Consider the following 25,996-nt stretch of genomic DNA (forward strand, 5'->3'; position numbering starts at 1 on the left):
TCAGCGGGAGATCACGGTCCCGTACACGGTCAGGTCCCTGAGCGTGAAGTCCTCGCCCGCCACCTGCAGCAGCCTCACGCGATACCGGGCGTGGTCCTCCCGGTGGGGCACCCAGACCCGCAATACGGGCCCGTCCGGCAGCGCACCGGCGATGACGACCTCGCGCCGTGTCGAGGAGGACGCGTCCCTCTCGAACATCTCGAGCCCCGGCGCCTGCAGCGAGTCGATGGCCGGACCCTCGACGACGAGCATGGCTCCGATGTCTCGGGCACCGGCCGGGGCCGTCAACCGGACGTACAGAGGGCCGGGATCCACGACCGCCGCGTTGGCCCCGCCATCGAGAGCGTCGTCGTCCGGCGGCCCGGCGATGCCGTCGCCGATACCGCAGCCCCAGGCCGAGGTCGCCGCAGCCAGAAGCGCCGCCGACAGCCACCCGGAGCGCGGGCCGGCGGGCCCGTCCGGAGCCGGCCGGCGGCGGCGAGCAGGGCCGCGCGCGCCCTTTCGCCGGCGGCTGGGCCCTGCCTCCGGCCGTGCCGAAGGCAGTGCGGGGGGCGGGGAGGGCGGTCCGGAGCCGGCGGCCGGCCCGGATGCTTCGCCCCCGCGGCAGCGGGCGGTCCAGGCGAGCAGGTCGCCGAGGTCATACCCTCCGTTCCCGTTGCCCAGACTGTCGAGGGCGGTGAGTTGAGCGCTGTTCAGGTCGCCGTCCTCCCACAACGCTGAGACCAATGATGCCCGGGTCATCTCTTCTCCAATGTCCAGCGCGGAGCAGAGGCGCGCGGCCCGGTCTTCCCCGGCGCGGGCATCGGCCTCCACGCGGGCATCGCCCGTCGCCGAACTCGCTGCCGGACCATTGACCGTCACCGACAGCGAGTGCGACAGCGGTCGGCCATCGCGGGTGCAGATGGCGCCATTTGCATCGCAGTCGGTCGTTTCCGGCAACTCGATCTGCACCGCGGCACTCGAATCCGGCCGGACCGTGATCATCCACCGAAGGTTGCTTCCCCGCTGCTTGCGTGCGGCTTTGCGCACCGCGCCGCCCGTGACATCGAATCCATGGTCGCGCAGCGTCCTGTAGCTGATCGGGACATGCTCACTGAACGTCAACCCGAATGTGAATGCGTTTGCCCCGTCGTGAGACGCCGGCATGTCCTCGAAGCTCGCCGTCAACGGCGGCGACTCATCGTCGTTATCGACGATCGTGCCCGTCGCGGCCGCGTCGCCCAGCGTCGCATTCGTCGGGTTCGACAACGTCAGCGTGAAGGTCTCGTTCTCCTCATCCGCCGAATCGTCCGTCGTCGCAACGCTCACCGTCTTCGACGTCTCGTCCGCCCCGAACGTCACCGTCCCCGCCGCCGCCGTGAAGTCCGTCCCGCTCGCCGCCGTGCCGCTCGAGGTCGCGTACCGGACCGTCACCTGCCGGCTGCTCGCCGCCGACAGCGACACCGTGAACTCGACCGCGTCGCCCTCGCTCGCACGCGCATCGGCCACGGTCGCCATCGGTGACTCCTCCGGCGGCCCGGCCCGGCGCAGCGACACCGCGACCCGGACGCCGTCCGACACCCCGCCCGCGTAGCGCGAATATTCAGTACTCGGTTGTGGCGTGCGGCCCACCAGCATCGGTGGCGATGTGCCCCCGTTCCCCGCATGCGCTTCCAGCTCCGGAATACGGTATCCGTTCCAGTACGCCACCAGCCCCGACGCGTCGGGCAGCGTCGAACCCGTCGCCAGCCCAAACAGCCCGCGCGAATTCACGAAGAACGCATCGATTACGTAAGTCGCGCCGCCGTACTCGAAGGAGGTGATGTCCATCTCTCCGAACGACTCGCCTCGCACCCGGCCGTACCCCGCGACCCAAAGGGGGAACTGACGCCAGCCCAGTGTTACGGTCGCCGACAGTAGCTCCTCCTCGCCGCCTGCGAGCGGCGGATTGGCGGGTGCGGGCCACACCGGAGCTGTTGCCGCGCTCGTTATCGAGTCACCTCCACGCTCAACCCGCACCGAGAGCCGCGCGCCCACGTCCGCCGCCGTCGGTACATAGGCGCTCGCGGTCGCTCCCGCGATCACTTCCGATCCGCGCAGCCACCGATACGCCAAAGCGCCACTCGGCGGTTCCGCGAACGATGCCTCAAGGACGTTGCCGACCTGCGGCACCCCGACGATCCGCGGCGCCGAGACCAGCTCAGGCAGTACTTCCAGAGGCAGACCCGAGGCCCTGGCAAGCGTGTAGCCGAGATGGCCCGTCGGCGGAGCCGGCAAGGACGTGCCGATGTTCGCGGTAACGGCGGCCGTCGCGCCGGCCGTTCGGGTCACGGTCACGGCGCCGCTGTGCACCGCACCGACGGGAATCCTGAGCGTGGTCGCCCCGCCGTCGATGCTCCCGTTCGTCACGCTCACCGGAAGCGTCATTGTGAACGGTGCGCCCGCGGGCGCCGTGGCCTTGAACCCGTTGTTCCCGACTCGTTCCAGGGAAACAGTCACAAGCATGGGGTCCGCCGAGTTTCCGTACAGCTCGAGGGTCGTCAGGGCCGACAGCCCGCCGAACAGACCGTCCGGGAGAGTCGTCAACCGGTTGGTTCGCAGATTCAACCTGAAGAGCGAAGAAAGCCCCTCAAACACGTCCGGGGGAAGGCCGGCCGACGTCAACCGGTTCGTATGAAGAAACAGTTCCTCCAGAGAGGACAACCCATTGAACACGTCCGCCGGCAGGCTGCTCAACCGGTTCTGGTCGAGACGCAGGGTCGTCAGCGACGACAGCCCGTCGAACACGTCTTCGGGCAGGCTGCTCAATTGGTTTGCCATCAGCGTGAGTTCCGTCAGAGACGACAATCCGTCGAACACGTCCGCCGGCAGGGTGCTCAGCCGATTCGCCTCCAGATTGAGCTCCTCCAACGCCGACAGGCCGTTGAACACCTCCGCCGGCAGAGAACTCAACTGGATCGCCTCCAGATCGAGGAACCACAGCGCCGGCAGGCCGTCGAACACCTCCGCCGGCAGCGTGCTCAACGGATTCGCGCCCAGTACGAGTTTCTCCAGCGCCGGCAGACCGTTGAACGCTCCCGCCGAGAGGCTGGTGAGGTGGTTGTTGCTCAGATCGAGGAACCACAGCGCCGGCAGACCGTTGAAGACGTCCGAATGCAGGGTGTCGAGCTGGTTCCCACCCAGTTGGAGGATCTCAAGCGCCGACAGGCCGTCGAACAGATCCGATGGCAGGCTGGTCAACTGGTTGTTGTTCAGCCAAATCTCCGTCAGCTTCGGCAGGCCGGCGAAATCTCCGGCCTTCAGCGAGCTGATCCCCTTGTCGTCAAGTCTGAGTTGGCCCCTAAGCCCGGCCAAGTGGGCGCCGGTGACCTGCGCGCAGTCGCGGGCGGACCCGATCCGGGCGACGAGGGCGTCGCGCACCGCCTCCGTGCGGGCGCAGATGCCGGGGGCGGGCGCCACCGTTCCCGTCGCCTCCCCGTCCGCGATCGCCGCGCCCGCCGCGCCGCTCAGGGCGAACGCGAGGGTCTCTTCACCTTCGTCGTGCGCGTCGTCCAGCACCGCCACCTCGACCGTCTTCTCCGTCTCGCCCGCCGCGAACGACAGGGTCCCCGACGCGGCCTCGTAGTCCTCGCCCGCCGCCGCCGTCCCGTCGGACGTTGCGTAGGACACCGTCACCTCCCCGGACGCCGACCGGTCCAGCGTCACCACGAAGACGAGCGCACTGTCCACGCCCTCCGTCGCCCGCGCGTCCGCCACCGAGAGTGCCGGGGGCAGCTCGGGCAGAACGTCCAGGGGCAGACCGGGGGCCCCGCCCCTGGCGAGCGTGTAGCCGAGATGGCGCGGCGGCAGCGGCGGCAAGGACGGGCCGATGTCCGCCGTGACGGCGGCCGTCGTGCCGGCTGTGCGAGTCACGGTCACGGTACCGCTCTCCACCGCGCCGACGGGAATCCTGAGCGTGGTCGCCCCGCCGTCGATGCTCCCGTTCTCGACGCTCACCGGAAGCGTCATCGTGAACGGCGCACCCGCGGGTACCGTGGCCTTGAACCCGTTGTTCCCGACTCTTTCCAGCGAAACGGTCAGGACCATCGGATCCACCGGGTTGTCTTGCACTTCAAGGATTCCCAGCGCCGAAAGCCCCTCGAACACGCCGTCCGGCAGGGTGGCCAATTGGTTACTTGGCAGACTGATCCAGTACAGCGAGGACAGCCCGTCGAACACGCCCGCCGGCAGGCTGCTCAACTGGTTTGCCATCAGTGTGAGTTCCTCCAGCGAGGACAACCCATTGAACACGTCCGCCGGCAGGCTGCTCAACCGGTTCTGGTCGAGACGCAGCGTCGTCAGCGAGGACAGCCCGCCGAACACGTCGTCGGGCAGGCTGCTCAATTGGTTTCCCATCAGCGTGAGGTCCGTCAGAGACGACAATCCGCCGAACACCCCCGCCGGGAGGGTGCTCAGCCGATTCGCCTCCAGATTGAGCTCCTCCAACGCCGACAGGCCGTTGAACACCTCCGCCGGCAGAGAACTCAACTGGATCGCCTCCAGATCGAGGAACCACAGCGCCGGCAGGCCGTCGAACACCTCCGCCGGCAGCGTGCTCAACGGATTCGCGCCCAGTACGAGTTTCTCCAGCGCCGGCAGACCGTTGAACGCTCCCGCCGAGAGGCTGGTGAGGTGGTTGTTGCTCAGATCGAGGAACCACAGCGCCGGCAGACCGTTGAAGACGTCCGAATGCAGGGTGTCGAGCTGGTTCCCACCCAGTTGGAGGATCTCAAGCGCCGACAGGCCGTCGAACAGATCCGATGGCAGGCTGGTCAACTGGTTGTTGTTCAGCCAAATCTCCGTCAGCTTCGGCAGGCCGGCGAAATCTCCGGCCTTCAGCGAGCTGATCCCCTTGTCGTCAAGTCTGAGTTGGCCCCTAAGCCTGGCCAAGTGGGCGGCGGTGACCTGCGTGCAGTCGCGGGCGGCTCTGATCCGGGCGACGAGGGCGTCGCGCACCGCCTCCGTACGGGCGCAGATGCCGCCGCTGGGTGCCGTCGGCGTCTCCGTCCGGGCGTGTGCGGCCGTTGCCAACCCGAACAGGAGCGCACAGGCGATGGAGAAGGCCGCCATGGCGCACTGGTATGAATGGCCCGTTGAAGCGCTCATCGTCGCGCGGTTTCGCCTTTGCTGTCATCAGTTGCCTACGAACCGAGAGATTTCTAATCGGGAAACACTTAGGGCGAAGGCCGTGTCCGCAGCAACATGCGATCTTTTTTATGTCTATGGCATAATGCGGGCGGGTACGGTGAGGTAGTCCGAAGGGCCCGAAGGTGGTGATCCCGCACCGAGGTCGGTCCAGGAGGCGTGCAAGAATGAGGCGACGTACCCTTTGGTGAAGACCTGATAGGGCGTCAGCGCCTCCATGCCGCGGCCGCGGTGCGGGCGGTTCCGGTTGCAGCTCTCGATGTGGGCGTCCAGGTCCGCCTGCATCTCGCTGACCGACTCGTACCGGGTGGTCCGGACATGACCCCCAGATCCTGGACACCCCACCATTGTGACGATTGACCTCCGCATGCGCCGCCACGCCGATCTCTCCAAGGCCATCCACCCCGGCGCCGCCCGCGACGTCTCCCCGCCTGGAGCGACCGCCTCATGACCGCCGCACCCCTCCGCCCCGCCCTCCCCCGAGGTGTGACATTTTCAAACGCGCGTCCTCCGAGAAGTGCGGCGGTCTACATCTCCCTACTACCTCAATAGCTCGGAGTGCAACAGCTTGCGCGCCGTGTACAACCGCCCCTCAGAGGTTGAACGTGATATCTGGAGAAGCTCGCCGATCTCAGCGTGCGAGTACCCCTCTATCTCCTTGAGAACGACCACGATCCGAAGCTCCTCCGGGAGCGAGGACAGCGCGCGTTCCGCCGTGATCGAATCCAGGACGGAGAGCTCCGGTGATTCCCCGGTCCTGCGTTCGTGCGGAATCGAAACGATCGGGATCTCGCGTCGTCTGCGCGGCGACCGGAGGTGCTTGAGGGCCGCGCGAACTGTCACGGCACGGAGCCAGGGCCCGAGCGGTCTTTTGCCATCGAAGCTTTGAACAGCGGCGGGAAGCCGACAAAACACATCGTGCAGTACATCCTGAGCCTCGGCCGATGACTCCGTCAAACGATATGCGACGGCGAACAGTTGCTCCGAATACTCCTCATACAGGACGCGTAGCGCCCGGCGATCGCCGCGCGCCGCCCCGCGCGCCAATCGCCGCTCCTGAGTGGCGGTAATCACGCTATCGACTCGAGGCACCAGGTCAAATGTTCGATTTCATGCTCCCCCTTCGGTGTGGTTTCCGGCTGCAAGAGCAACTAACCGGAGACAGATGTCTCGGCAATACGAACAATATTTTATCTCAATGCCCTAATATAGTTACGCTATGGCTGGAACAGGGTCGCGTTGCCTTGCCGGTTGACTCCATGACTCGACAGGGTCACGGTAACGAGCGGGGATCGATACATATATTATGTGGTACGGATAATATATGTACGGCAATCATCTGACCGGAGTCAGCGCCGCGTACGGGCTTGCCGTCGGCAGCCATGCTGCCGTAACATTCTGATAGACGTACTGCTTAGAGGTTCGCGATCCCGTGCTGCCACTACCGCCGCTCGACAGCCTGCGATTCTTCGAAGCGGCGGCGCGCCATCAGAGCTTTACCGTCGCCGCAGACGAACTCGACGTCACGCCGGCCGCCGTCGCGCACCGCGTGCGGACGCTGGAGAAGCACCTGGACGCCGAGCTGTTCGACCGCGGCGCGCGCAGCGTGCGCCTTAACCGTCGCGGGCGGGCCTATCTGAAGGACGTGCAGCGCATCCTCGCCGACGTGCATGCCATCTCACAACGGACCGGCCGGCAACCGCCACGGGTCGGGATCGTCTCGGTCGAGGCGGTGGCGGAGACGTGGCTGATGCCCAGACTCCCCTCCTTCAGGGTCGCTCACCCCGACATCGCCATCGAGCTTGAGACGAACCATCGCGGCGTCGATCCGAAACGGTCCGGCTTCGATTGCTGGCTTGCCTACACCGACGAGACCGCGGCGGCGCGCCCGCTGTCACAACGCGAGAACACGCTGCTGGAGGAGACGCTCTACGAGGAGCAACTCCTTCCCGTTTGCAGTCCCGCCCTCCTCACGGCGCGCGGACAGCCCAGGCGTCCCGCCGACCTGCACGACTGGCCCCTGCTCTACGATCTCGGATGGGATGCCGACTGGTCGTACTGGTTCACACGCCAGGGAGAGGTCACGCCTGACCTGTCGCAGGCCTCCGGCTTCCGCCTCTACAGCATGGTGATCCACGCCGCCGTGAGCGGGATCGGAGCCGCCATCGGGCGCCCTATGCTGATCGCCCGCGAGTTGGAGAGCAGAACGCTGGTCCCGATCTTCAACCGGCAGGCCGAGGCGCCCGCACGCTGCTGTCTCATCACCACCGCGGCTTCCCGGCGCAGGCCCGAAGTCCAGGCGTTCCGCAAATGGGTCCTGGGGGAAGCCGAAACCGCAGCCCGCACCGTCGCCGGCCCCGTCCGAACAACGCCTTAGCAGCTACACCTGGCGGCTTCTCCGCTATCGCCCCTGGGTCGGGGGGCAGGTGGACATGGACGAGAGCCGCAGGGATCGGGCCTTCAAGCTCGAACTCACGACGGTGCGCGGGGAGGCCCCGCCAAACGTCGACATCTCCGATCGAGAGGCGCTCTACGACGTTCTGGATCGCCCGTGATCGCCGTCGATACGAACGTCCTGATCTACGCGCATCGCGCCGAGACCGACCTTCACGCGTCATTGCCTCCCCCAGCTGCCGCGTCGTCCTGCCCGGAGCCGGGTTCCTGGGCCTGTTGGCTACGGCGGGAGGCATGCCGCTTTGGTGCGAATGCCTTGCGGGTTGCGCGGCCCCCGGGCGACAATTCGCCTCGCGCCGCGCTCGACCGCTACGCGGGCCCGCGCGACCGGTTCCCAGTACTCACGAAGAGGTCAGGTATGCGTTACGCCAAACTTCCGGAACTCAGGCAGGCGATTGCCACGTTTACCGTGTGCTTTGCCGCGATGCTCCCCGCCTCGCTCGGGGCCCAGGATGCGTTCGACCGGGTCCAGGCGGAGGTCGCGTCGATGGAGAAGCTCACGCAGGTCATGGTGGACAAGATCTTCTCCTTCTCCGAACTGGGGCAGCAGGAGTTCGAGACCTCCGCCTACGTGACGGGCATCCTCGAGGAGCACGGGTGGGAAGTCGAGCGCGGCTCGGCGGGCATCCCCACGGCCTGGTTCGCGCGCTGGGGATCGGGTTCGCCCGTGATCTCCTTCGGCAGCGACATCGACGGGATTCCGAAGGCGAACCAGAAGCCGGGCGTGGCGTGGCACGATCCGCTCGTGCCGGGTGCTCCGGGACACGGGGAGGGGCACAACTCCGGGCAGGCGGTCAACGTCACGGCGGCGCTCGCCCTCCAGAAGGTGATGGAGGAGGAGGGGATCGAAGGCACGCTCGTACTCTGGCCCGGCGTGGCGGAGGAGCAGCTCGCGAGCAAGGCCTGGTTCGTACGCGATGGCTACTTTGACGAGATCGATCTCGTGATTTTCACGCACGTCGGCAACAACCTCGGCGTGAGCTGGGGGCAGGCGAACGGGACCGGCCTCGTGTCCGTGGAGTTCAGCTTCGCGGGCGAGGCCGCGCACAGCGCCGGTTCCCCGTGGCGGGCGCGCAGTTCGCTCGACGCGGTGGAGCTGATGAACGTGGGCTGGAACTTCCGGCGTGAGCATCTCCACCCCAACCAGAGGTCCCACTACATCATCCCCGATGGTGGAGACCAGCCGAACGTCGTCCCGCAGACCGCGTCGGTGTGGTACTACATCCGGGAGATGGACTTCGACGACATCCTCCGGAACTACGACATCGCGAAGAACATCGCCGAGGGCGCGGCACTGATGACGGACACGGAGATGACGTACCGGGTGCGCGGCGCGGCTGCCCCGCGACACTTCAACAAGGTCGTAGCCGAGGCGATGTGGGAGCACATCGAGCATGTGGGTCTCCCGGAGTGGAGCGAAGACGACCAGGCGCTGGCGCGCGCCGTGCAGGCCGAGGTCGGGAACGACTCGACGCCGGGTCTGAATACGGAACTCGATGAGATCGGGGCTCCGCCCGAGGAAGAGAACGACCGGCGGAGCGGTGGCTCGGACGACATCGGCGACATCGGCTGGACCGTGCCGACGGTCACGCTCCGTTTCCCGTCCAATATCCCGGGCCTCCAGGGACACCATTGGTCGAACGCGATCGCGATGGCCACGCCGATCGCGCACAAGGGGGCGACGGCGGGCGCCAAGGTGCTCGCGCGGACCGCGCTTCAGCTGTTCGTGGAGCCCGATCTGGTGGAGGAGGCCCGGACGTACTTCCGGGACGTGCAGAGCAAGGACCAGCAGTATCAGCCGTTCATCACGGCGGACGATCCTCCCCCGACCGACCTGAACACGGACATCATGGCCCAGTTCCGGCCGCTGCTGGAGCCGTTCTATTTCGACGAGACGAAGTACGGCACGTATCTCGAACAGCTGGGGATCACGTACCCGACGCTCCGCCCCTCGGGTGAACCGGATCCGCATTGACGACCGTGGCGGACGGCGTCGCCATACTCGGAGCGGGGAACATCGGGCGCGCCATCGCCGAGGGACTCGTAGCCGCGGGCTCGCGTGCGCCCGCGGACATCCATGTCACTCGCAGACACACCGACCGGCTGGACGACCTCGCGGAGCGGGGCTTCCGGGTGTCGGCGGACAACGCGGCCGCCGTGACCGCGTGCGACACGGTCGTCATCGCGGTCCAGCCACAACACCTGGACGATGTGCTGATGGAGATCGCCGCGGCCCTGGACTCCGGGCGGCATCTGCTGGTGTCCGTGGTGTCGGGGGCCGGGATCGCCGCGATCCGACGACACGTCGGGCCGGATGTCGCGGTCGTGCGCGCGATGCCCAACACGGCGGTCGCCCTGCGCGAATCGATGACCTGTCTCGCGGCGGAGCCGGCCCACGCGGGGGCGCTCGACCGAGTGGCGGATCTGTTCTCGGCCGTGGGGGCCACGCTCGTGGTGGATGAGGAGCACATGGTCCCCGCGACGGCGCTCTGCGCCTGCGGCGTGGCCTTCTTCCTGCGGGCGGTCCGGGCCGCTTGCCAGGGCGGCATCGAGATCGGCTTCCACCCCGAGGAGGCGCTGCAGATGGCGGCCCAGACCGCGCTCGGCGCCGCGGCCCTCGTGCGGGACCAGGGACGGCACCCCGAGCGCGAGATCGACAGCGTGACGACGCCTCGCGGTTGCACGATCGCCGGCCTCAACGAGATGGAGCACCGGGGCTTCTCCTCCGCCTTCATCAAGGGGATCACGACCTCCGCCGTGAAGGCGGAGTCGCTCTATGCCGGTGACTGATCGCGCGCGCGGCGCCCGGCGCGAGACCCCGCCCGCCCGAACCCCGTGACCGCGCAGACGCTGTACATCGTCGCCGTCCTGTGTCTCGTGATCGCGGGCACGGAATGGCTCGTGCGGCGGAGCTTCCTGCGGCACGGCGGCACCGCGCTGATGGTCATCATCTTCACCGCGGTCATCGCGAACTTCGGCCTGCTCCCGACCTCGTCGACCGACGTGGATCCGGTCCCCGCCTACGACGCGATCTTCGGCACGGTCGCTCCGCTGGCCATCGTGTGGCTCCTCCTCAAGGTCAACCTGCGCGATATCCTCCGGGCCGGGCTGCCGATCATCACCCTCTTCCTCATCGGGTCGCTGGGGACCGTCGCGGGCGTGATCGCCGGCATGGCGATCGTGGACGGACCGGAGCGGATCGGCCCGCTGTTCGGGCCGCTGGGCGGCATGTTCACGGGCACTTACACCGGCGGGAGCGTGAACTTCAACGCGGTCGCGCTCGAGTACGACGTCATGCGCGAAGGCGTGCTGTTCGGCGGAGCGTCCGCCGTGGACTCGATCATGACGACGGTGTGGATGGCCGCGACGATCGCGATCCCTCGCTTGCTCCGGCCGCACTGGCCGCAGTCCGGCTGGAGTTGGGGCGGGCTGGCCGATGCCGTACCGGGCTCCGGCGACCGGGCTCCGGATCTCGGCATCACGGAGGACACCGAGCGCGTGCATCCGGTCGATCTGGCCCTGGTCCTGGCCATCGGGTTCGGGACGCTGTGGGCGTCGCAGCGACTGGAGGCCTGGACCGTCTCACTGGGTGTCCCGATCCCGGACATCCTCATCCTCACCGTGATCGCGCTCATCCTCGCCCAGTTTCGGGCCATCACGGACCTCGCCGGCAGCCGGACGCTGGGCCTGTTCTCCGTCTACCTCTTCCTGTGCGTGATCGGGGCACATTGTGACGTGCGGGCGCTGGCCGACATCGGCCCCCTCGGTCTCGCGCTCCTGGCGTTCACCCTCACGATCGTCGTCGTGCACGGACTCATCACCTTTGGCGCGGCCCGACTCCTCCGCCTCGATGTGGATATCGCCGCCGTGGCTTCCCAGGCCAACGTGGGCGGCGGAACTTCCGCGCTGGCACTGGCGCGAAGCCTTGGGCGCGGTGATCTCGTGCTTCCGGCCGTATTGATCGGGTCGCTGGGAAACGCCCTCGGCACGTTCCTCGGATTGCTGGTTGCACGTGTGCTCCCGGGGTTGATCGGATGAAGGGATTCGCCATGCGGTACCGAACGCTGATCACCGCCGTGGCCGTGTTTGCCGCGACAGGTTCAGAGGCGACGGCCCAGAGCTACGACCTCGTCCTCTCCGGCGGCCGCGTGATGGACCCCGAGTCCGGGCTCGAGGCGGTCCGCCACGTCGGGATCCGCGACGGGACGATCGCGGCGATCTCCGAGTCCCCGCTCGACGGCGCGACCGTGGTCGATGTGGCCGGACTCGTGGTGGCACCCGGCTTCATTGACCTGCACGCGCACGGCCAGGACCTCTACTCGAGCCAGCTGCAGGCGCGGGACGGGGTGACGACCGCGCTCGAACTGGAGGGTGGCACGGGGGACGTGGAGGAGTGGTACGGGAGCCGGGAAGGGAAGGCCGTCATCCACTACGGCGCCACCGCCTCGCACGGGGCCGCCCGCCGCCTCGCCCTGGGAGGGCGCGAGGAGGCAGTCCGACTGGCGGCCGATCTCGAGCAGGTCGCGGTGATGGAGAACCGGTTGCGGGACGAGCTGGGACGCGGGGCGCTCGGGATCGGCTACGGCATCCAGTACACTCCCGGCGCCCGGCGCGAGGAGATCCACCGGCTGTTCAAGCTCGCGGCGGAGGAGGGCGTGACCAACTTCGTCCACATCCGGTACGCGGGGGTCGTGGAACCCGGCAGTTCGATCGAGGCCGTCCACGAGATGATCGCGAACGCGGCCGGGAGCGGCGCGAGCGTGCACATCGTTCACCTCGGATCGAGCGGTCTGCACCAGGTGCCGTCGCTTCTCTCGATGATCGAGGGGGCGCATGAGCGCGGGCTCGATGTCACGACCGAAGTCTATCCCTACACAGCCGCCTCCACCGACATCCGCGCCGCGATCTTCGACCCCGGCTGGCGGGAGCGCTTCGGCTCCGACTACGGCGACATCGAATGGGGCGCGACCGGAGCGCGGCTCACGGAAGAGACGTTCAACCAGCGCCGGGCCGAGGGCGGACGGATCATCGCCCACATCATCCCGCAGGAGATGTTCGAGTTGGCGCTCGCCCACCCCATGGTCATGGTCGCGAGCGACGGGGTCCCGTTCGTGGATGGTCGCGGACACCCGCGCGGGGCCGGTACGTTCGCTCGCGTCCTCGGGCGCTACGTCCGCGAGCAGGGCCTGCTCAGCCTGATGGACGCGCTCTCCAAGATGACGCTGATGCCGGCCCGGCGGCTCGAGGCCTACGTCCCGCAGATGGCCGACAAGGGCCGGATACGGGTCGGGGCGGACGCCGACATCACGGTGTTCGACCCCGATACCGTGATCGACAACGCGACCTTCGAGGCGCCCACTCAGCCTTCATCGGGGATCGAACACGTGATCGTCGGAGGGACGTTCGTCGTCCGGGACGCCGAACTCGTCGAGACTGTGTTCCCTGGCCAGGCGATCCGTCGCGACTAGCACGGGCTGCTAGTCCGTGGCCCCCGCCAGCCGGCCCGAGATCTCACGCAGCCGCAGCCACTCCTGGTAGTAGAAGGGGATCCCCATCATCGATTCCACGAACTGGAACACGTACATGACAACGGCGAACACTACGCCGTACTCCAGCGTCTGCTCGGCGGCGGCTCCCACCGCGAAGACCAGCAGGCAGATCATGAACACCCAGTTGATCCCGAAGTTCGCGGCTTCGAGGTCGGAAAGTCTGATGTTCCAGCGCATCATTGCGCGCAGGTGCTCGCGCAGTCGCCGGGGATCGCCGCTGTGGACGGCATCGACCTGCCGCTCGTACTGGTCGTTGAGCCCCTCGTTGTAGCGCATCGTCAGCTTTCCAGTAAGGGAGTAGAGGGTCACTGTGGCGCAGGCGACCACGAGACACGCCACGAAGACCGGGAAGTTGAGCGCCGACAGAATCAGTATCGTGCCGGCCAGCCCCAGCACGGCGTTGATCAGCGAGGGAAGAGAGTTCTCGAAGAACTCGACAATCTCCCGGAGCATCCCGAGCCGAGCCGTTCGGGTGGACGTGTCGCTCTCCTCGTCCCGGGCCACCATCTCCTCGCCGAGCCTGATGTAGATCCGTGCGTATGCGCGGCTGTCGACGAGACGCCGGACGATCGCGATTACGATCGTCATGATGCCGAGCCCGGCAAGCTCGTAGAGGCCCCGGGCCGAGTCCGAGAGAACGCTGTCGATGGCTCTCCCGATGACGAGTGGAAAGAGGATCCAGCCCGCGGCCTCCAGCACGACCAACGAGAAGGTGAGGGCGAGACGTCCGGCGAAGCGCTTCAGGAGTACGTCCATGGGATCCCGGGGGTTGGGGCTTCTGTCGGCAGCGCCGCGGCACGGCTTATTCTTCGCGCCCAATATGAAACGGGTCGGCGCCGGTGCCGACATCCCAACTCGGAGGTCCGCTCCCATGTGGTCGATCGAAGTGAGAACAGGTGTTGCGCAAAGCGCGTGGTTGCTGCTTCTGGCGCTGATCCTTGTGCCGCAAGCGGGGGAGGCGCGCACCGTCGCTCTCGCCCGGCAGGCGACGGACGGTGACGACGAGACCTCGCTCTACAAGTCGATGCGGTGGCGGAACGTCGGCCCCTTCCGCGGCGGGCGGGCTGTCGCCGCGGCCGGTGTGCCCGACGACCGGCTCACCTACTACATGGGCACGGCCGGCGGCGGCGTGTGGAAGACCGCCGACGGCGGCATCAGCTGGCGCAACGTCACGGACGGTTTCGTCGCCACCTCTTCCGTGGGCGCCGTGGCCGTCTCCGAGTCCGACCCGAACGTGGTCTACGCCGGGATGGGCGAGCACTCGATCCGCGGCGTCACGACCTCGCACGGAGATGGGGTCTACCGCTCCACCGACGCGGGCCGCACATGGACGCATCTGGGGCTCGCCCCGACGCGAGCCATCTCACGCATCCGGATTCACCCTGACGATCCGGATCTCGTTTACGTCGCGGCGCAGGGTTCTCCCTTCGCCCCCACCCCGGAGCGCGGCATCTACCGGTCGAGGGACGGCGGGGAGAACTGGGAACTCGCGCTCCACGTGGACGAGAACACCGGCGCCTCGGATCTCGCCATGGACCGGACCAACCCGCGCATCCTCTACGCCTCGATGTGGGACCACGACCGGGAGCCCTGGTACATCCGGAGCGGCGGCCCCGGTTCCGGCTTCTGGAAGTCGACGGACGGCGGGGATACGTGGGAGGAGATCAACCAGGGCCTTCCCGAGATGATGGGGAAGACGGCGATCGATGTGTCTCCGGCGGACCCCGACCGGCTGTGGGCCCTGATCGAGGCCGACGAGGACGTAGACGGGGTGTACCGGTCTGACGATGCCGGCAAGACGTGGGCGCTGATGAGTTCGGAGCGTGAGCTGCGCGGCCGGGCCTGGTACTACATCGAGATCTACGCCGACCCGCAGGATCGTGAGACTGTCTATGTGATGAACTCGCCCTTCCTCAGGTCGATCGACGGCGGGCGCACCTGGGAGACGATTCAAACGCCGCATGTGGACCACCACGACCTGTGGATCAATCCGTTCGACAACGAGGTCATGCTCTCCGCCAACGACGGGGGAGGAACGATCACATTCAATGGGGGAGAGACCTGGTCCACGCAGGAGAACCAGCCTACGGCCCAGATCTACCGGCTCACGGTGGACAACCAGTTCCCGTACCGGTTGTACGGCGGCCAGCAGGACAACACGAGCGTGGCGATGCTGGGCTGGGCGACGCACTCCGGCGGGCTGGGCTGGAAGGACTGGTTCGACGCGGGCGGCGGGGAATCGGCCTGGGTCGCGTTCGACCCCGACAACCCGCGCTTCCTCTACGCGACCTCGATTCAGGGGATGATCGGCGAGCTGGACACCGAACTGTGGTCCTCGCGCAGCGTGCAGGCGTACCCGCAGTTCCAACTCGGCATGGACGCCGAGGACATGCGCTACCGCTGGAACTGGAACGGGCCCGTCGTGGTGTCACCACACGACCCGCGCGTGATCTACCACGGCGCGCAGCACCTGCTGCGGTCGAGCGACCGGGGGGTGACGTGGGAGGAGATCTCCCCCGACCTCACCCGCAACGAGCCCGCGCGGCACGTCGCGGCCGGGGGGCCGTTCACGAACGAGGCGGCGGGCGGGGAGGTCTACAACACGATCTTCACCATCGCCGAGTCCCCGCTGGAGGCCGGGACGATGTGGGTCGGGGCCGACGATGGGCTGGTCCACGTCACGCGGGACGACGGGGCGACCTGGACCGATGTCACGCCCGCCGGGATGCCGGAGGGTCTGGTGAACTCGCTCGACCCTTCGCCGCACGAACCCGGCGGCGCCTACATCACGCTCAGCCGCTACAAGTTCGACGACTTCACGCCCTACATTTACAGGACGACGGACTACGGCGAGAACTGGGAGCGCATCGACGCGGGAATCACCGCGAACCAGGCCGACGCGTGGGCGCGGGTGGTGCGGGAGGACCCCGAGCGGCGGGGGCTGCTCTACGCGGGCACGGAACTCGGGATGTACGTGAGCTTCGACGACGGGGCCTCGTGGCGGAGCCTGGATCTGAACATGCCCCTGACCGCGATCACCGATCTGCGCGTGCAGGCGGGGGACCTCGCCGCGGCGACGCAGGGACGCGGGTTCTGGGTGCTCGACGACCTCTCTGCGCTGCGACAGCGGGCCGAAGCCGAGGCGGCGGAGGACGACCACCTGTACACGCCATCGACGGCATACCGCGTGAACCAGGGATTGGGAGGACCGGTCGGGCCGACCACCTCGGGACAGAACAAGGCGACCGGGGTCGCCATCGACTACGTCGTAGGAGAGGCGCTCGAGGATGAGCTGCTGTCACTCGAGATCCTCGACGCGGCCGGCGCGGTGATTCGCACCTTCTCGACGGACACGACGATGACCGCCGACGGGATCCGGCACGACCGTGCCCCCGCCGCGCCGGGGCACAACCGCCTGTTCTGGGATCTGCGCGTGGAGAGCGGGCCCCGGATCACGGAGTCCTATGCCTTCTTCGGGGACGCGCAGGGGTACCGCGTGATGCCCGGGCGATACAGCGCGCGCCTGACCGTCGGAGAGGGACCGGCGCAGACGCGGTCGTTCGACGTACGGGGGGATCCGAGAATCCCCGCGGAGCAGACCGACTTCGCGGCCAACGGGCGTTTCCTCGAGTCGGTCTTCGGAGTGGTCGTGGCGCTCCACGGCGGCGTGAACGACGTTCGGGATGTCCGTTCCCAGGTCGACGGGGTCGTAGCGCAGGCGGCGGAGGCCGGACTCGCCGGCGCGGAAGCGCTCGAGACTGCGGGAACGATGCTAGCGGACTCGATCACGGCGCTGGAGGACCGCCTGTTCCAGAAGCGGCGGGCGGCGCAGCAGGACATGGTCGCTTACGAGGGGCTGCTGAACATGCAGCTGACCTCGCTCATCGGAGAGGTCGATGGCTCCGATCTGCCGCCGCGCATGGGAGTGCTCGAGCGGTGGCGCGACCTTCAGGCGGAATGGGTGGTGGAGGAGGCGGCACTGTCGCGGGTGCTTGGCGACATGCTCGACGCGTTCAACCAGCTTGCGCGGGAATCGGGCGTCCCGGCCGTCATCACACGGAACCGCCCGCGCGCCGTCTCGTAGCGGCCGTAGCGCGAAAGAGGAGAGCGCGCGTGGCCGCCGGAGGGCTGGCGATCGAAGGCGGTCCCCCGGTCCGCACCGCCCCCTGGCCATCGTGGCCGCGCTGGGGCGCGGCTGAGCGACGCGCTCTGCTCGAGGTGCTCGAGTCGGGGCGCTGGGGCAGGGGCGGCCGGGCAGTGCCCGAGCTGGAGGAGCGCTTCGCCGCGCTGCACGGAGCCCGGTACGCGGTCGCGTGCTGTAACGGGACGGTGGCAATCCAGCTCGGGCTCATCGCCGCGGGAGTGCGGCCCGGCGACGAGGTCATCACGAGCCCGTACAGCTTCGTGGCGACGGCCCACGCCGCCCGGGCCATGGGCGCCGTCCCGGTCTTCGTCGACGTGGAACCGGGTACGCACAACCTGGACCCGGAGCTGATCGAGGCCGCGATCACCGAACGCACGACGGCGATCCTGCCCGTTCATATCGGCGGGCGTCCGGCCGACATGGACCGCGTGAACGAGATCGCCGCCCGGCATGGCCTCCGGGTCGTCGAGGATGCCGCGCAGGCGTGGCTCGCCGGCTGGCGCGGCCGCGGAGTCGGCACGCTGGGCCAGGCGGGCGCGTTCAGCTTCCAGTCGAGCAAGAACCTGACCGCCGGCGAGGGCGGGATGGTCCTTACCGACGACGAAGCGCTGTACCGGCGGGCATGGTCGTGGCACGACTGCGGCCGCGAGCCGGAGGGCCCGCCGCACGCGTACGCAGCCGACGGCCTCAACCTGCGGATGACCGAGTTCCAGGCGGCCCTGCTGCTGTGCGGGCTGGAACGCCTGCCCGCCGAGCAGGCCATCCGCCGGCAGGCCATGGACACGCTGGCCGCGGGGCTGGGCGAGTTGGACGGCGTGCGGGTGCCGGATCCCGACGAGCGGATCACGGCGCACGGGTGCCACGTCTTCATGGTCCGGCTCGACGAGTCGCGAGTCCGGGCGGACAAAGGCTGGGTGATCGAGGCGCTGCGGGCGGAGGGGATCCCGGCACACCCCGGCTACACGACTCCGCTGCAGCGGGGTCTGCCCGTATGCGAGGCGCTGTGCCGCGCGACGATCTGGATCAAGCAGGAAGTGATGCTCGCCGGCGCCGCCCAGATGCGGGATGTCGTGGACGCGTTCGCGAAGATCCTGGCGGCAGCCCCAGGCGGAGAGAACCGATGAAGAGCTACCAGTTCGGCGCCTACGGCGCGCCGCTCGAGTTGGCCGAGGCGCCGACCCCGGCACCGACGGGCACCGAAGTGCTCGTCCGCATCCACGCCTGCGGCGTCTGCCACAGCGACGTACACCTGTGGGAAGGCTACTTCGAGATGGGCGGCGGCCGGAAGCTGGATGTCCGGGCGGTGCGCGACCTTCCGTTCACGCTCGGGCATGAAATCGTGGGCACGGTTGCCGCCGCCGGACCGGAGGCGGACGGCGTCTCCATTGGCGACCGCCGCGTCGTCTTCCCCTGGATCGGGTGCGGCGCGTGCGGCTTCTGCTCGAGCGCGCGGGAACACCTGTGCAACCGCCCCCGCGCCCTCGGCACGCACCTCGACGGGGGGTTCGCCGACCATGTGATCGTCCCGCATCCGCGCTACCTGTTCGACTATGGCGACGCCCCGGCCGAGCTGGCCTGCACCTACGCGTGCTCCGGCCTCACCGCCTACAGCGCGCTCAGGAAGGCCGAGCGCTGGCTCGAGGATCAGCTCGTCATCGTGGGCGCGGGCGGGGTCGGCTTCGCCGGCATCCAGCTCGCGAGGGCGCTGTTCGACGCCGACCTGATCGTGGTCGAGGTCGACGACGCGAAGCTGGATGCGGCCCGGGGGGCGGGCGCCGCGCACGTCGTCGACGCGCGGCAGGACGACGCGGCCCGGCAGCTCAAGCGGCTCACGAACGGCGGCTGCGCCGCGGTGGTCGACTTCGCCGGCTCCACGGCGTCCGCCGGGCTCGGCTTTCGGACCGTCGCCAAGAGCGGCGGACTCGTGGTGGTGGGGCTGCTCGGCGGCTCCCTCTCCGTGCCCCTCCCCCTGCTCGTGCTCAAGGATCTCGCGGTCCAGGGGTCCGACCTCGGGAGCCTGAAGGAGATGGGGGAGTTGATGGAACTCGTCCGCTCCGGTCGGGTCGACCCGATCCCCTACACGACGCGGCCCATGGAAGAGGCGGAGTCGAGCCTGCGCGACCTCGAGGCGGGTCGGGTGGTGGGGAGGGTGGTCCTCACGAACTGATTCGCGTTCCCGAGCGGTAAACTACTGCCGTCCTCCGGCCCCAACAGCCGAATATATTCCCGAGCGGGAACGAGAATGTTGACACGGGGCGCGAGAGCAGGCGATATTCCCGAGCGGGAATATATCATGAGAAAACGAAACGTCACGCCTGCCGATATCGGTGACATCGTCCGGGCAACGCGCAAGGACACGGGGCTACGCCAGCATGAACTGGCGGGCGCAGCGGGGGTGGGCCTGCGCTTCATCGTAGACCTTGAAGCGGGAAAACCGACCGCGCAGATCGGAAAGGTCCTTCAGGTTCTTGCGGCGCTCGGCTGTTCGGTCGACATCGTTCCCCCACTCGAAATCGACGCGACCGGCCCGGCAAACGTCCGCGATACATGAACCGCGTCCTCGACATCTGGTGGGATGGGCGAATCGTCGGCCAACTGATGCAGCCCCGTCCCGGCGCCCTGGAGTTCGGGTACGCGGACGACTGGCTGCGGGACGACCAGGCCCCGCCGCTGTCCGTGTCGCTGCCCAGACGCGCAGAGCCGTTTCCCCGCCGCGAATGCCGTCCCTTCTTCGCCGGCCTCCTGCCGGAGGAGAGCCAGCGGGACCGCGTGGCGCGAACGCTGGGGGTATCCTCCCGCAACGACTTCGCCCTCCTCGATCGCCTCGGCGGCGACGTCGCCGGGGCGCTCCAGCTGCTGCCGGCCGGAGAATCGGCTCCGGAGCCTGACGCGGACTATTCGCCCAAACCGCTCGACGAGGCGGAACTGATCGACGTCCTCAACACTCTGCCGTGGCGTCCCCTGCTCGCCGGCGCGGAAGGCCTGCGCCTCTCGCTCGCCGGAGCCCAGTCGAAACTGCCCGTCGTCATCGTCGAAGATGCCATCGCCCTTCCGGCGCCGGGTCAGCCCACGACCCACATCCTGAAGCCGGCGATCCCGGACTTCCCCCACACGACCGAGAACGAAGCCTTCGCGATGCGCCTCGCGCGCGCCGTCGGCCTGCCGGTCGCCGCCGTGGAGCCTCGAAAGGTGGGGGACAGGACGTTGCTCCTGGTCGAGCGGTACGATCGATCGGCCGGCCCGGACGGCTGTGTCCGCCGCATCCATCAGGAAGACTTTTGCCAGGCCCTCGCGGTACCCCCCGAAATCAAGTACGCGGGTGAGGGCGGGCCGACTCTGGGGGACGCCTTCGCGCTCCTGCGCCAGGTCGCGGCCCGACCCGCGGTCGAGATCCTCAAGCTCCTCGACGCCGTGGTCTTCAATCTGATCGTGGGCAACGCCGACGCACACGGGAAGAACTTCTCCATCCTCCATGACGCGGCCGGACCGCGTCTCGCACCGCTCTACGACCTGGTGATGACGACCGCCTATCCGGAACTGGCGTCCGCTCTTGCCATGTCGATCGGCGGACGGGCGAGGCTGGCCGAAATGGACCTGCGCGGTTGGGCCGCCTTTTCGAGGGAAGCGACCCTGGGACTCCCTCTGATCCGGCGACGGGTCACCGAGATCGCAGAGGCCGTGATGCAGCGCGCGACGAATGTCGCCGATGCGCTGATGATGCCGGGACTGAATGGGGCGGCGCTCCGCGGGTTCGCCCGGACAACCGCCACAAGGGCCGAGCGATGTGCGATATCAATAGGAGACCCGGGAGAATGACAGCAGCCTTGCGTGTGCGTAACGCCTGCCTGCGGCCTGCCCATCTGCCTGCGGATCAGCAGTCGACGATCTCGATCCGGTCGGGCTGGTTCGGCACCGCGCACAGGAACTCGAACGGCTCGTCGCCCACCGCGTCGTACGAGTGCGGCGTGCCGGCCGGGATGTAGACGACGTCCCCGGATTTCACGTCGTGCACGGCTTCTCCGATCGTTACCCGCGCCCGTCCGCGCAGGACGTACTGCTCGTGCTCCACGGCGTTGGTGTGCCGCGGCATCCCGCCACCCGGCTGCATGACGAAGCGCCGCAGCGCGAAGTTCGGCCCCTGGTCCGGACCGATGAGGACCTGCGTTTCGGTCTCCGCCCCGGCGGCGACGGGCGTGAGTCCGAACTCCGATACATGTCGAACGCTCACTGGATCATCCTCCTGGAGTCCTGTACGACGCGGTCGCGCGGCGTGGCCCGACTCGGCGCGCGGCCCGCAAACTTGCCCCGGCGCGGGGCCCGTCGCCAGATTCGACGGCCTCGCGGGCGTAGCTCAGTTGGCAGAGCGTCAGCCTTCCAAGCTGAAGGTCGCCGGTTCGACCCCGGTCGCCCGCTTTCCCCCGTTGGCAGCGGCTCAGCCGAAGTCCCACGGATTCGTGACGACGAGGTCGAGGCCCCGGAAGTCCGTCACGTTCCTTGTCGCCACCGACAGATCCCCGGCCTTGGCCGTTCCGGCGATCAAGGCATCTCCCAGGTCGAGCGGGCGCCCCTGCCGACGGGCGTCCGCTCGAAACCGGGCGGCCCAGGCGGCCGCCGTCCTGTCCACAGAGAGAATGCGATCGTCGTATCGCTGCATGAATTCGGACAGCACGTCGCGGAGCGCGTCTCGCCGTCGTCCCGGAGGCAGGAGAAGCAGACCGAATTCGAGCTCGTGCAACACGACAGTGGACATCCAGAGGTCGTCTTGCACGCGCAGGAACGCGAGTACGGGTGGGGCGGGAGTCGGCCTCGTCAACTCCGAGACCACGTTGGTGTCCAGCAGCACGCCCCTCACCCGGTGTCGTCCGAAGTGAAGGGGATCTCGCGACGGGACGCTCTCTCACGGGGCGGCTCCAGGTTCAGTCCACGAGGCACGTTCTCGATCAGCCAACGGCCCAGTGGCTCGCGGGCCGGAGCCTTCTCCCGCCACAGGCGTTCGGAAACGATGACGAAGGGTCTTCGGATGCCGATTCGCTGTGGCCCCTGCTCTTCTGCGAGGCGCAGGATCTCCGACAGGCGCGCCTTCGCCTCGGCAACCGTCCATGTGCGGGCCAGGCCGGAATCATCCATGGGCACGCCTCCTTTCCCTGACCCGGTACGTTCTGTCCAATACTAGTCTAACATAAACTAGTACAATATGGATCATGTCGCCGCGCGGGTCAGGCGGCGGGCGCCGCCTTGCGGGCGCTCGATACCGGCCTGAGCTTCGACGGCGTGCGTTCGGACCCGGCGTTTCTCCAGCGACGGAAGTGACCGATGGCAGCAGGAGCAGGCGACACCCGGCAGGCGATCCGGTATCAGCCGGACGAGACGCCACCCTACGGAGTCGCGATCGGACTCGCCCTTCAGTACGTCGTGCTCACGATCGCGGCCATCGTCATCACGGTGGCGATCGTGGTGCGGGCGGCCGGCGGCACAGAGTCCTACCTCGCGTGGGCGAGCTTCGCGGTGCTGATCGTGAGCGGGGTGACGACGGCCGTCCAGGCCCGGCGCCTCGGGCGCGTAGGGGCTGGCTACGTCCTGCTCATGGGGACGTCGGGCGCCTTCATCGCCGCGTCCGTGACCGCGCTCGTCGAGGGCGGCCCCGGCCTGCTCGCGACGCTCGTCATCGCTTCCTCGCTCTTCCAGTTCGGGCTCTCGTGGAAGCTCGCGCTCCTCCGGCGCATCATCACGCCGGTCGTGGCGGGCACCGTGATCATGCTCATCGCGGTGACGGTCATGCCGCTCCTGTTCGACCTTCTGCGCCAGGTGCCCAAGGGCGCGAGCCCCTCCGCCGCTCCGCTGACGGCCGGCATCACCATCCTCACCACGCTTCTCATCGTCCTGCGGGCCGGCGGCGTGATGCGGCTCTGGGGTCCGGTCATCGGGATTGCCGTCGGCTGCGGCGCGGGAATCGCGTTCGGCATCTACGACTTCGGCCGCATCGCGGACGCAAGCTGGATCGGGCTCCCGAGCGGCGGGTGGCCGGGCTTCGACTTCACCTTCGGCCCCGCCTTCTGGACGCTGCTCCCGACGTTCGTGTTCGTCACCCTGGTCGGGGCGATCGAGACCGTAGGGGACGGGGTCGCGATTCAGCGCGTCTCGTGGCGCGAGAAGCGGGCGACGGACTTCGGGGCGGTGCAGGGGGCGGTCGCCGCCGACGGCCTGGGAAATCTCCTCTCCGGACTCCTCGGCACCGTCCCCAACACGACCTACTCGACCAGCATCTCCCTCGCCGAGATCACCGGCGTCGCGGCCCGTCGCGTGGGCGTCTGCATCGGGGTCATCTTCTGCGTGCTCGCGTTCCTGCCGAAGGTCGCCGCGGTCGTGCTCGCCATCCCCGATCCCGTGCTCGCCGCCTACGGCCTCGTCCTCATCGCGATCCTGTTCGTCATCGGGATGCGGGTCGTGGTGCAGGACGGCATCGACTATCGGAAGGCCGCGATCGTCGGCGTGTCGTTCTGGGCCGGGGTCGGATTCCAGGAGGGGGCTTTCTTCACCGAGAACCTCGGTCCCCGTCTCGCCCCGCTGCTGGAGAACGGGATGACGGCCGGAGGGCTGGTGGCGATCCTCCTCACGGCCCTGCTCGAACTGACGGGGTCACGGCCGTTGCGCGTCGAGACGATGCTGAACGTGGAAGCCCTTCCCAACATCCGGAACTTCCTCGACAAATTCTCGATCCGCCGCAAGTGGCCCATGGAGATGAGCGACCGACTGCTGCAGGCCGCGGAGGAGACGCTCCTCCTCATGCTAGAGCAGGCCAAACAGGACGAGGACAGCGGGGACCGGCGCCTGCGCCTTCTCGCCAGGAAGTGGGGTAGCGGCGCCGAACTGGAGTTCATCGCCGCGGGTGGAGAGGGCAACATCCAGGACCAGATCGCGGTCCTGGCCAGTCACGGCACGGCGGAGCCGCAGGAACACGAACTCTCGCTCCGGATTCTCCGCCACCTGGCCACGTCCGTGAGGCACCAGAAATACCACGACGCCGACATCGTGACGCTCCACATCGAAGGTCCCGGGCGGGGAGGCTAGCTGTGCGCAAGATCCCGGCTGCGCCGGGTACGGGCGTCGCTGTGCTGGCGCTCCTCTCGCTGAACGCGTGTGAGGTGCCCGAGGCCACTGCGGATACACCTCTGAACTGGACCTTCACACCGACGTTGCGTCTGGGGTCGACGTCGGGTCCGGATGCGCTTTACGCGCGGAACTCCGAAAGCTGAGCGGAACGGCGGCGACAAGAGCCTCGTCGGCGATCCGGGCCCGGTCTGCCGTTCGATCCGCCGTATCCTGCACGAGGAGCGAGGAGGGTCCGGCGGACACTGGCTCAGGGGACCAGGCCGTCGGCGGTGGCGAGGAGCCGGCCGCGATCGAGGAGCTGCCCGCCGAGGATCACGGCGTGGACTCGCCGGGTGTTGGAGATGTCCTCGAGCGGATCGGCGTCCAACAGCACGATGTCCGCCAGCATGCCGTGCGTGAGGGTCCCCCGGTCGCTGAGACGAAGGGCCTCGGCGCCCGTCCGGGTGGCGGCGACCAGCGTCTCCGCCGGCGTCATGCCGGCCTCCACGTGGGTCTCCATTTCGCGCTGGTACGCGAGCCCCGGCGGCGCGTTCGCCACGAGGCCGTGCGATCCCATGGTGACGGGTCCGCCAGCCTGCGCATAGCGCACCGTGAACGCCGCCATGTTCCGCATCGCGGCCCACTGCACGTCACGGTCTTCTTCGTCGAACGCGGGCTCGAAGACGGCCAGCGTGCCGTCCAGGTTCACGTTGCGCTCCAGCATGAGTTCGATGAGCGCGTCGGCGCGGGGGCCGGCGGGATCCAGAGCCGCCCACAGCGCCATCCCTCCCTCGCCGCGGTGGATGCTCTCCCGCAGGACGGCCTGGCGGAACTCCTCCGCCCGCTTGGGCGAGACGAGCGCCCGGCCCACCGACCTCGTGTGCTCGATCCCGTCCAGCCCCAGCCGGATGGCGGCCAGCGGGTCGACGATCTCGAGGTGGCCGTGAACGGGCACGTTGCGACGGTCGGCCTCCTCGATGATCGCCGCGACCTGAGAGACCGACAGCCGGAAATAGACCTTGAGAGACGTAGCCCCGGCGTCCATGAGTTCGTTGGCGGCCAGCCGCGCGTCCATGTCGTCGAGCAGGACCCGCGAGATCGCGGGATAGGCGGTATCCCGCCCGTCGAGAATGGGACCGGAATACAGGAGGCGAGGCGTGGGGAGTCCGTCCGCCCGGACCGCGGCCAGCCAGTCCTCGTTGTCCGAGATCCACTGCCCCATCTCGCGCTGCGTGGTGACGCCGTTGGCCAGGAAGAGAAGCGGAAGCTCCGGGTTCGCGTCGGTCCCCGTCCCGTCGACCGATGCGTGGGGCCCGGGAGAATAGTGGAAGTGGAGGTCGATGAATCCCGGCGTGAGAAACTTGCCCGTGGCGTCGATCCTCTCGGCTCCGGCGGGGATCTCCACCTGCCCCGCGGGCCCGATCCCTTCGATGCGGTCGCCTCGCACGAGCACGGTCGCGTTCTCGTGTACGGCTCCCGTCCCATCGAAGACCGTACCCCCCTCGATGGCCAGCCATCGGTCCTGGGCCGCGAGGGGTGCGAGTCCGGCCAACATCCAGCAGAGAACGAACGAAACCCTGGCAGCACGCACGGCGAA

Annotated in this window: 20 protein-coding genes and 1 tRNA gene; 14 read left to right on the top strand and 7 right to left on the bottom strand. The window is 68.2% G+C overall.

Annotated features, from left to right (window positions below; translation table 11 throughout):
- Window positions 1-5,124, bottom strand: coding sequence for a Calx-beta domain-containing protein (locus tag ACN9M6_RS11230; RefSeq protein WP_419162995.1), 5,124 nt, complete (start codon window positions 5,122-5,124; stop codon window positions 1-3).
- 579 nt (window positions 5,125-5,703) lie between these two features.
- A complete protein-coding gene (locus ACN9M6_RS11235) occupies window positions 5,704-6,255 on the bottom strand; it encodes an RNA polymerase sigma factor (RefSeq protein WP_419162996.1) in 552 nt (183 codons plus the stop codon).
- 340 nt (window positions 6,256-6,595) lie between these two features.
- Between ACN9M6_RS11235 and ACN9M6_RS11240 the strand changes: the two genes are divergently transcribed.
- The 6 genes from ACN9M6_RS11240 to ACN9M6_RS11265 all read left to right on the top strand — a co-directional run bounded on the left by ACN9M6_RS11240 (window position 6,596) and on the right by ACN9M6_RS11265 (window position 13,085).
- Window positions 6,596-7,540: a LysR substrate-binding domain-containing protein gene (locus ACN9M6_RS11240; RefSeq protein WP_419162997.1), complete on the top strand. Its 945-nt coding sequence runs from the start codon at window positions 6,596-6,598 to the stop codon at window positions 7,538-7,540.
- A gap of 49 nt (window positions 7,541-7,589) precedes the next feature.
- Window positions 7,590-7,718: a hypothetical protein gene (locus tag ACN9M6_RS11245; RefSeq protein ID WP_419162998.1), complete on the top strand. Its 129-nt coding sequence runs from the start codon at window positions 7,590-7,592 to the stop codon at window positions 7,716-7,718.
- Between the two features lie 257 nt (window positions 7,719-7,975).
- Window positions 7,976-9,592, top strand: a complete 1,617-nt coding sequence (locus ACN9M6_RS11250) for an amidohydrolase (RefSeq protein WP_419162999.1) — start codon at window positions 7,976-7,978, stop codon at window positions 9,590-9,592.
- A gap of 5 nt (window positions 9,593-9,597) precedes the next feature.
- Window positions 9,598-10,407 carry a pyrroline-5-carboxylate reductase gene (proC, locus tag ACN9M6_RS11255; RefSeq protein WP_419163748.1) on the top strand — a complete coding sequence of 270 codons (810 nt, stop codon included), beginning with the start codon at window positions 9,598-9,600 and terminating at the stop codon, window positions 10,405-10,407.
- Between the two features lie 45 nt (window positions 10,408-10,452).
- The gene (locus ACN9M6_RS11260; RefSeq protein WP_419163000.1) at window positions 10,453-11,655 is read left to right on the top strand and encodes a DUF819 domain-containing protein; all 1,203 of its coding nucleotides are present in this window, start codon (window positions 10,453-10,455) and stop codon (window positions 11,653-11,655) included.
- 11 nt (window positions 11,656-11,666) lie between these two features.
- Window positions 11,667-13,085: an amidohydrolase family protein gene (locus tag ACN9M6_RS11265; RefSeq protein ID WP_419163001.1), complete on the top strand. Its 1,419-nt coding sequence runs from the start codon at window positions 11,667-11,669 to the stop codon at window positions 13,083-13,085.
- Between the two features lie 9 nt (window positions 13,086-13,094).
- Here the strand turns inward: ACN9M6_RS11265 and ACN9M6_RS11270 are convergent, their stop codons facing one another.
- Entirely contained in the window at window positions 13,095-13,922 is an 828-nt protein-coding gene (locus ACN9M6_RS11270; protein WP_419163002.1) for an ABC transporter six-transmembrane domain-containing protein, read from the bottom strand.
- Window positions 13,923-14,037: 115 nt separating this feature from the next.
- Here ACN9M6_RS11270 and ACN9M6_RS11275 point away from each other — a divergent pair, with 115 nt between their 5' ends.
- From ACN9M6_RS11275 to ACN9M6_RS11295, 5 genes are all read left to right on the top strand, one after another.
- A complete protein-coding gene (locus tag ACN9M6_RS11275) occupies window positions 14,038-17,250 on the top strand; it encodes a WD40/YVTN/BNR-like repeat-containing protein (RefSeq protein WP_419163003.1) in 3,213 nt (1,070 codons plus the stop codon).
- A gap of 29 nt (window positions 17,251-17,279) precedes the next feature.
- On the top strand, window positions 17,280-18,434 hold the full coding sequence (locus tag ACN9M6_RS11280) for a DegT/DnrJ/EryC1/StrS family aminotransferase (RefSeq protein ID WP_419163004.1): 1,155 nt from the start codon (window positions 17,280-17,282) through the stop codon (window positions 18,432-18,434).
- Entirely contained in the window at window positions 18,431-19,477 is a 1,047-nt protein-coding gene (locus ACN9M6_RS11285; RefSeq protein WP_419163005.1) for an alcohol dehydrogenase, read from the top strand. Before ACN9M6_RS11280 ends, ACN9M6_RS11285 begins: the two co-directional genes overlap by 4 nt.
- A gap of 126 nt (window positions 19,478-19,603) precedes the next feature.
- Window positions 19,604-19,861, top strand: a complete 258-nt coding sequence (locus ACN9M6_RS11290) for a helix-turn-helix transcriptional regulator (protein ID WP_419163749.1) — start codon at window positions 19,604-19,606, stop codon at window positions 19,859-19,861.
- A complete protein-coding gene (locus tag ACN9M6_RS11295; protein WP_419163006.1) occupies window positions 19,858-21,126 on the top strand; it encodes a type II toxin-antitoxin system HipA family toxin in 1,269 nt (422 codons plus the stop codon). The genes ACN9M6_RS11290 and ACN9M6_RS11295 overlap by 4 nt, the downstream gene beginning before the upstream one ends.
- Window positions 21,127-21,181: 55 nt before the next feature.
- On the opposite strand, the gene ACN9M6_RS11300 is transcribed toward ACN9M6_RS11295, so the two are convergent.
- Window positions 21,182-21,538 (bottom strand): cupin domain-containing protein, encoded by a 357-nt coding sequence (locus ACN9M6_RS11300; RefSeq protein WP_419163007.1) that lies wholly within the window; start codon window positions 21,536-21,538, stop codon window positions 21,182-21,184.
- Between the two features lie 112 nt (window positions 21,539-21,650).
- Between ACN9M6_RS11300 and ACN9M6_RS11305 the strand changes: the two genes are divergently transcribed.
- Window positions 21,651-21,723 (top strand) — tRNA-Gly (locus ACN9M6_RS11305).
- A gap of 19 nt (window positions 21,724-21,742) precedes the next feature.
- Here the strand turns inward: ACN9M6_RS11305 and ACN9M6_RS11310 are convergent.
- Window positions 21,743-22,162, bottom strand: a complete 420-nt coding sequence (locus tag ACN9M6_RS11310; protein WP_419163008.1) for a PIN domain-containing protein — start codon at window positions 22,160-22,162, stop codon at window positions 21,743-21,745.
- Window positions 22,159-22,437 carry a hypothetical protein gene (locus tag ACN9M6_RS11315; RefSeq protein WP_419163009.1) on the bottom strand — a complete coding sequence of 93 codons (279 nt, stop codon included), beginning with the start codon at window positions 22,435-22,437 and terminating at the stop codon, window positions 22,159-22,161. The genes ACN9M6_RS11310 and ACN9M6_RS11315 overlap by 4 nt, the downstream gene beginning before the upstream one ends.
- Before the next feature lie 186 nt (window positions 22,438-22,623).
- Here ACN9M6_RS11315 and ACN9M6_RS11320 point away from each other — a divergent pair, with 186 nt between their 5' ends.
- Both ACN9M6_RS11320 and ACN9M6_RS11325 read left to right on the top strand, forming a co-directional pair.
- A complete protein-coding gene (locus ACN9M6_RS11320; RefSeq protein WP_419163010.1) occupies window positions 22,624-24,378 on the top strand; it encodes a uracil-xanthine permease family protein in 1,755 nt (584 codons plus the stop codon).
- A gap of 2 nt (window positions 24,379-24,380) precedes the next feature.
- Window positions 24,381-24,563, top strand: a complete 183-nt coding sequence (locus ACN9M6_RS11325) for a hypothetical protein (RefSeq protein ID WP_419163011.1) — start codon at window positions 24,381-24,383, stop codon at window positions 24,561-24,563.
- Between the two features lie 104 nt (window positions 24,564-24,667).
- Here the strand turns inward: ACN9M6_RS11325 and ACN9M6_RS11330 are convergent, their stop codons facing one another.
- Window positions 24,668-25,990 carry an amidohydrolase family protein gene (locus ACN9M6_RS11330; protein WP_419163012.1) on the bottom strand — a complete coding sequence of 441 codons (1,323 nt, stop codon included), beginning with the start codon at window positions 25,988-25,990 and terminating at the stop codon, window positions 24,668-24,670.
- Between the last annotated feature and the right edge of the window lie 6 nt (window positions 25,991-25,996).

The sequence above is a fragment of the Candidatus Palauibacter sp. genome (assembly GCF_965197445.1).
Lineage (GTDB): Bacteria > Gemmatimonadota > Gemmatimonadetes > Palauibacterales > Palauibacteraceae > Palauibacter.

What these genes read in the sequence shown, in the direction of transcription:
- ACN9M6_RS11230 (WP_419162995.1), bottom strand. Translation starts at nt 5,124, where the DNA reads ATGAGCGCTTCAACGGGCCATTCATACCAGTGCGCCATGGCGGCCTTC.
- ACN9M6_RS11250 (WP_419162999.1), top strand. Translation starts at nt 7,976, where the DNA reads ATGCGTTACGCCAAACTTCCGGAACTCAGGCAGGCGATTGCCACGTTT.
- ACN9M6_RS11265 (WP_419163001.1), top strand. Translation starts at nt 11,667, where the DNA reads ATGCGGTACCGAACGCTGATCACCGCCGTGGCCGTGTTTGCCGCGACA.
- ACN9M6_RS11270 (WP_419163002.1), bottom strand. Translation starts at nt 13,922, where the DNA reads ATGGACGTACTCCTGAAGCGCTTCGCCGGACGTCTCGCCCTCACCTTC.
- ACN9M6_RS11275 (WP_419163003.1), top strand. Translation starts at nt 14,038, where the DNA reads ATGTGGTCGATCGAAGTGAGAACAGGTGTTGCGCAAAGCGCGTGGTTG.
- ACN9M6_RS11285 (WP_419163005.1), top strand. Translation starts at nt 18,431, where the DNA reads ATGAAGAGCTACCAGTTCGGCGCCTACGGCGCGCCGCTCGAGTTGGCC.
- ACN9M6_RS11290 (WP_419163749.1), top strand. Translation starts at nt 19,604, where the DNA reads ATGAGAAAACGAAACGTCACGCCTGCCGATATCGGTGACATCGTCCGG.
- ACN9M6_RS11295 (WP_419163006.1), top strand. Translation starts at nt 19,858, where the DNA reads ATGAACCGCGTCCTCGACATCTGGTGGGATGGGCGAATCGTCGGCCAA.
- ACN9M6_RS11315 (WP_419163009.1), bottom strand. Translation starts at nt 22,437, where the DNA reads ATGGATGATTCCGGCCTGGCCCGCACATGGACGGTTGCCGAGGCGAAG.
- ACN9M6_RS11320 (WP_419163010.1), top strand. Translation starts at nt 22,624, where the DNA reads ATGGCAGCAGGAGCAGGCGACACCCGGCAGGCGATCCGGTATCAGCCG.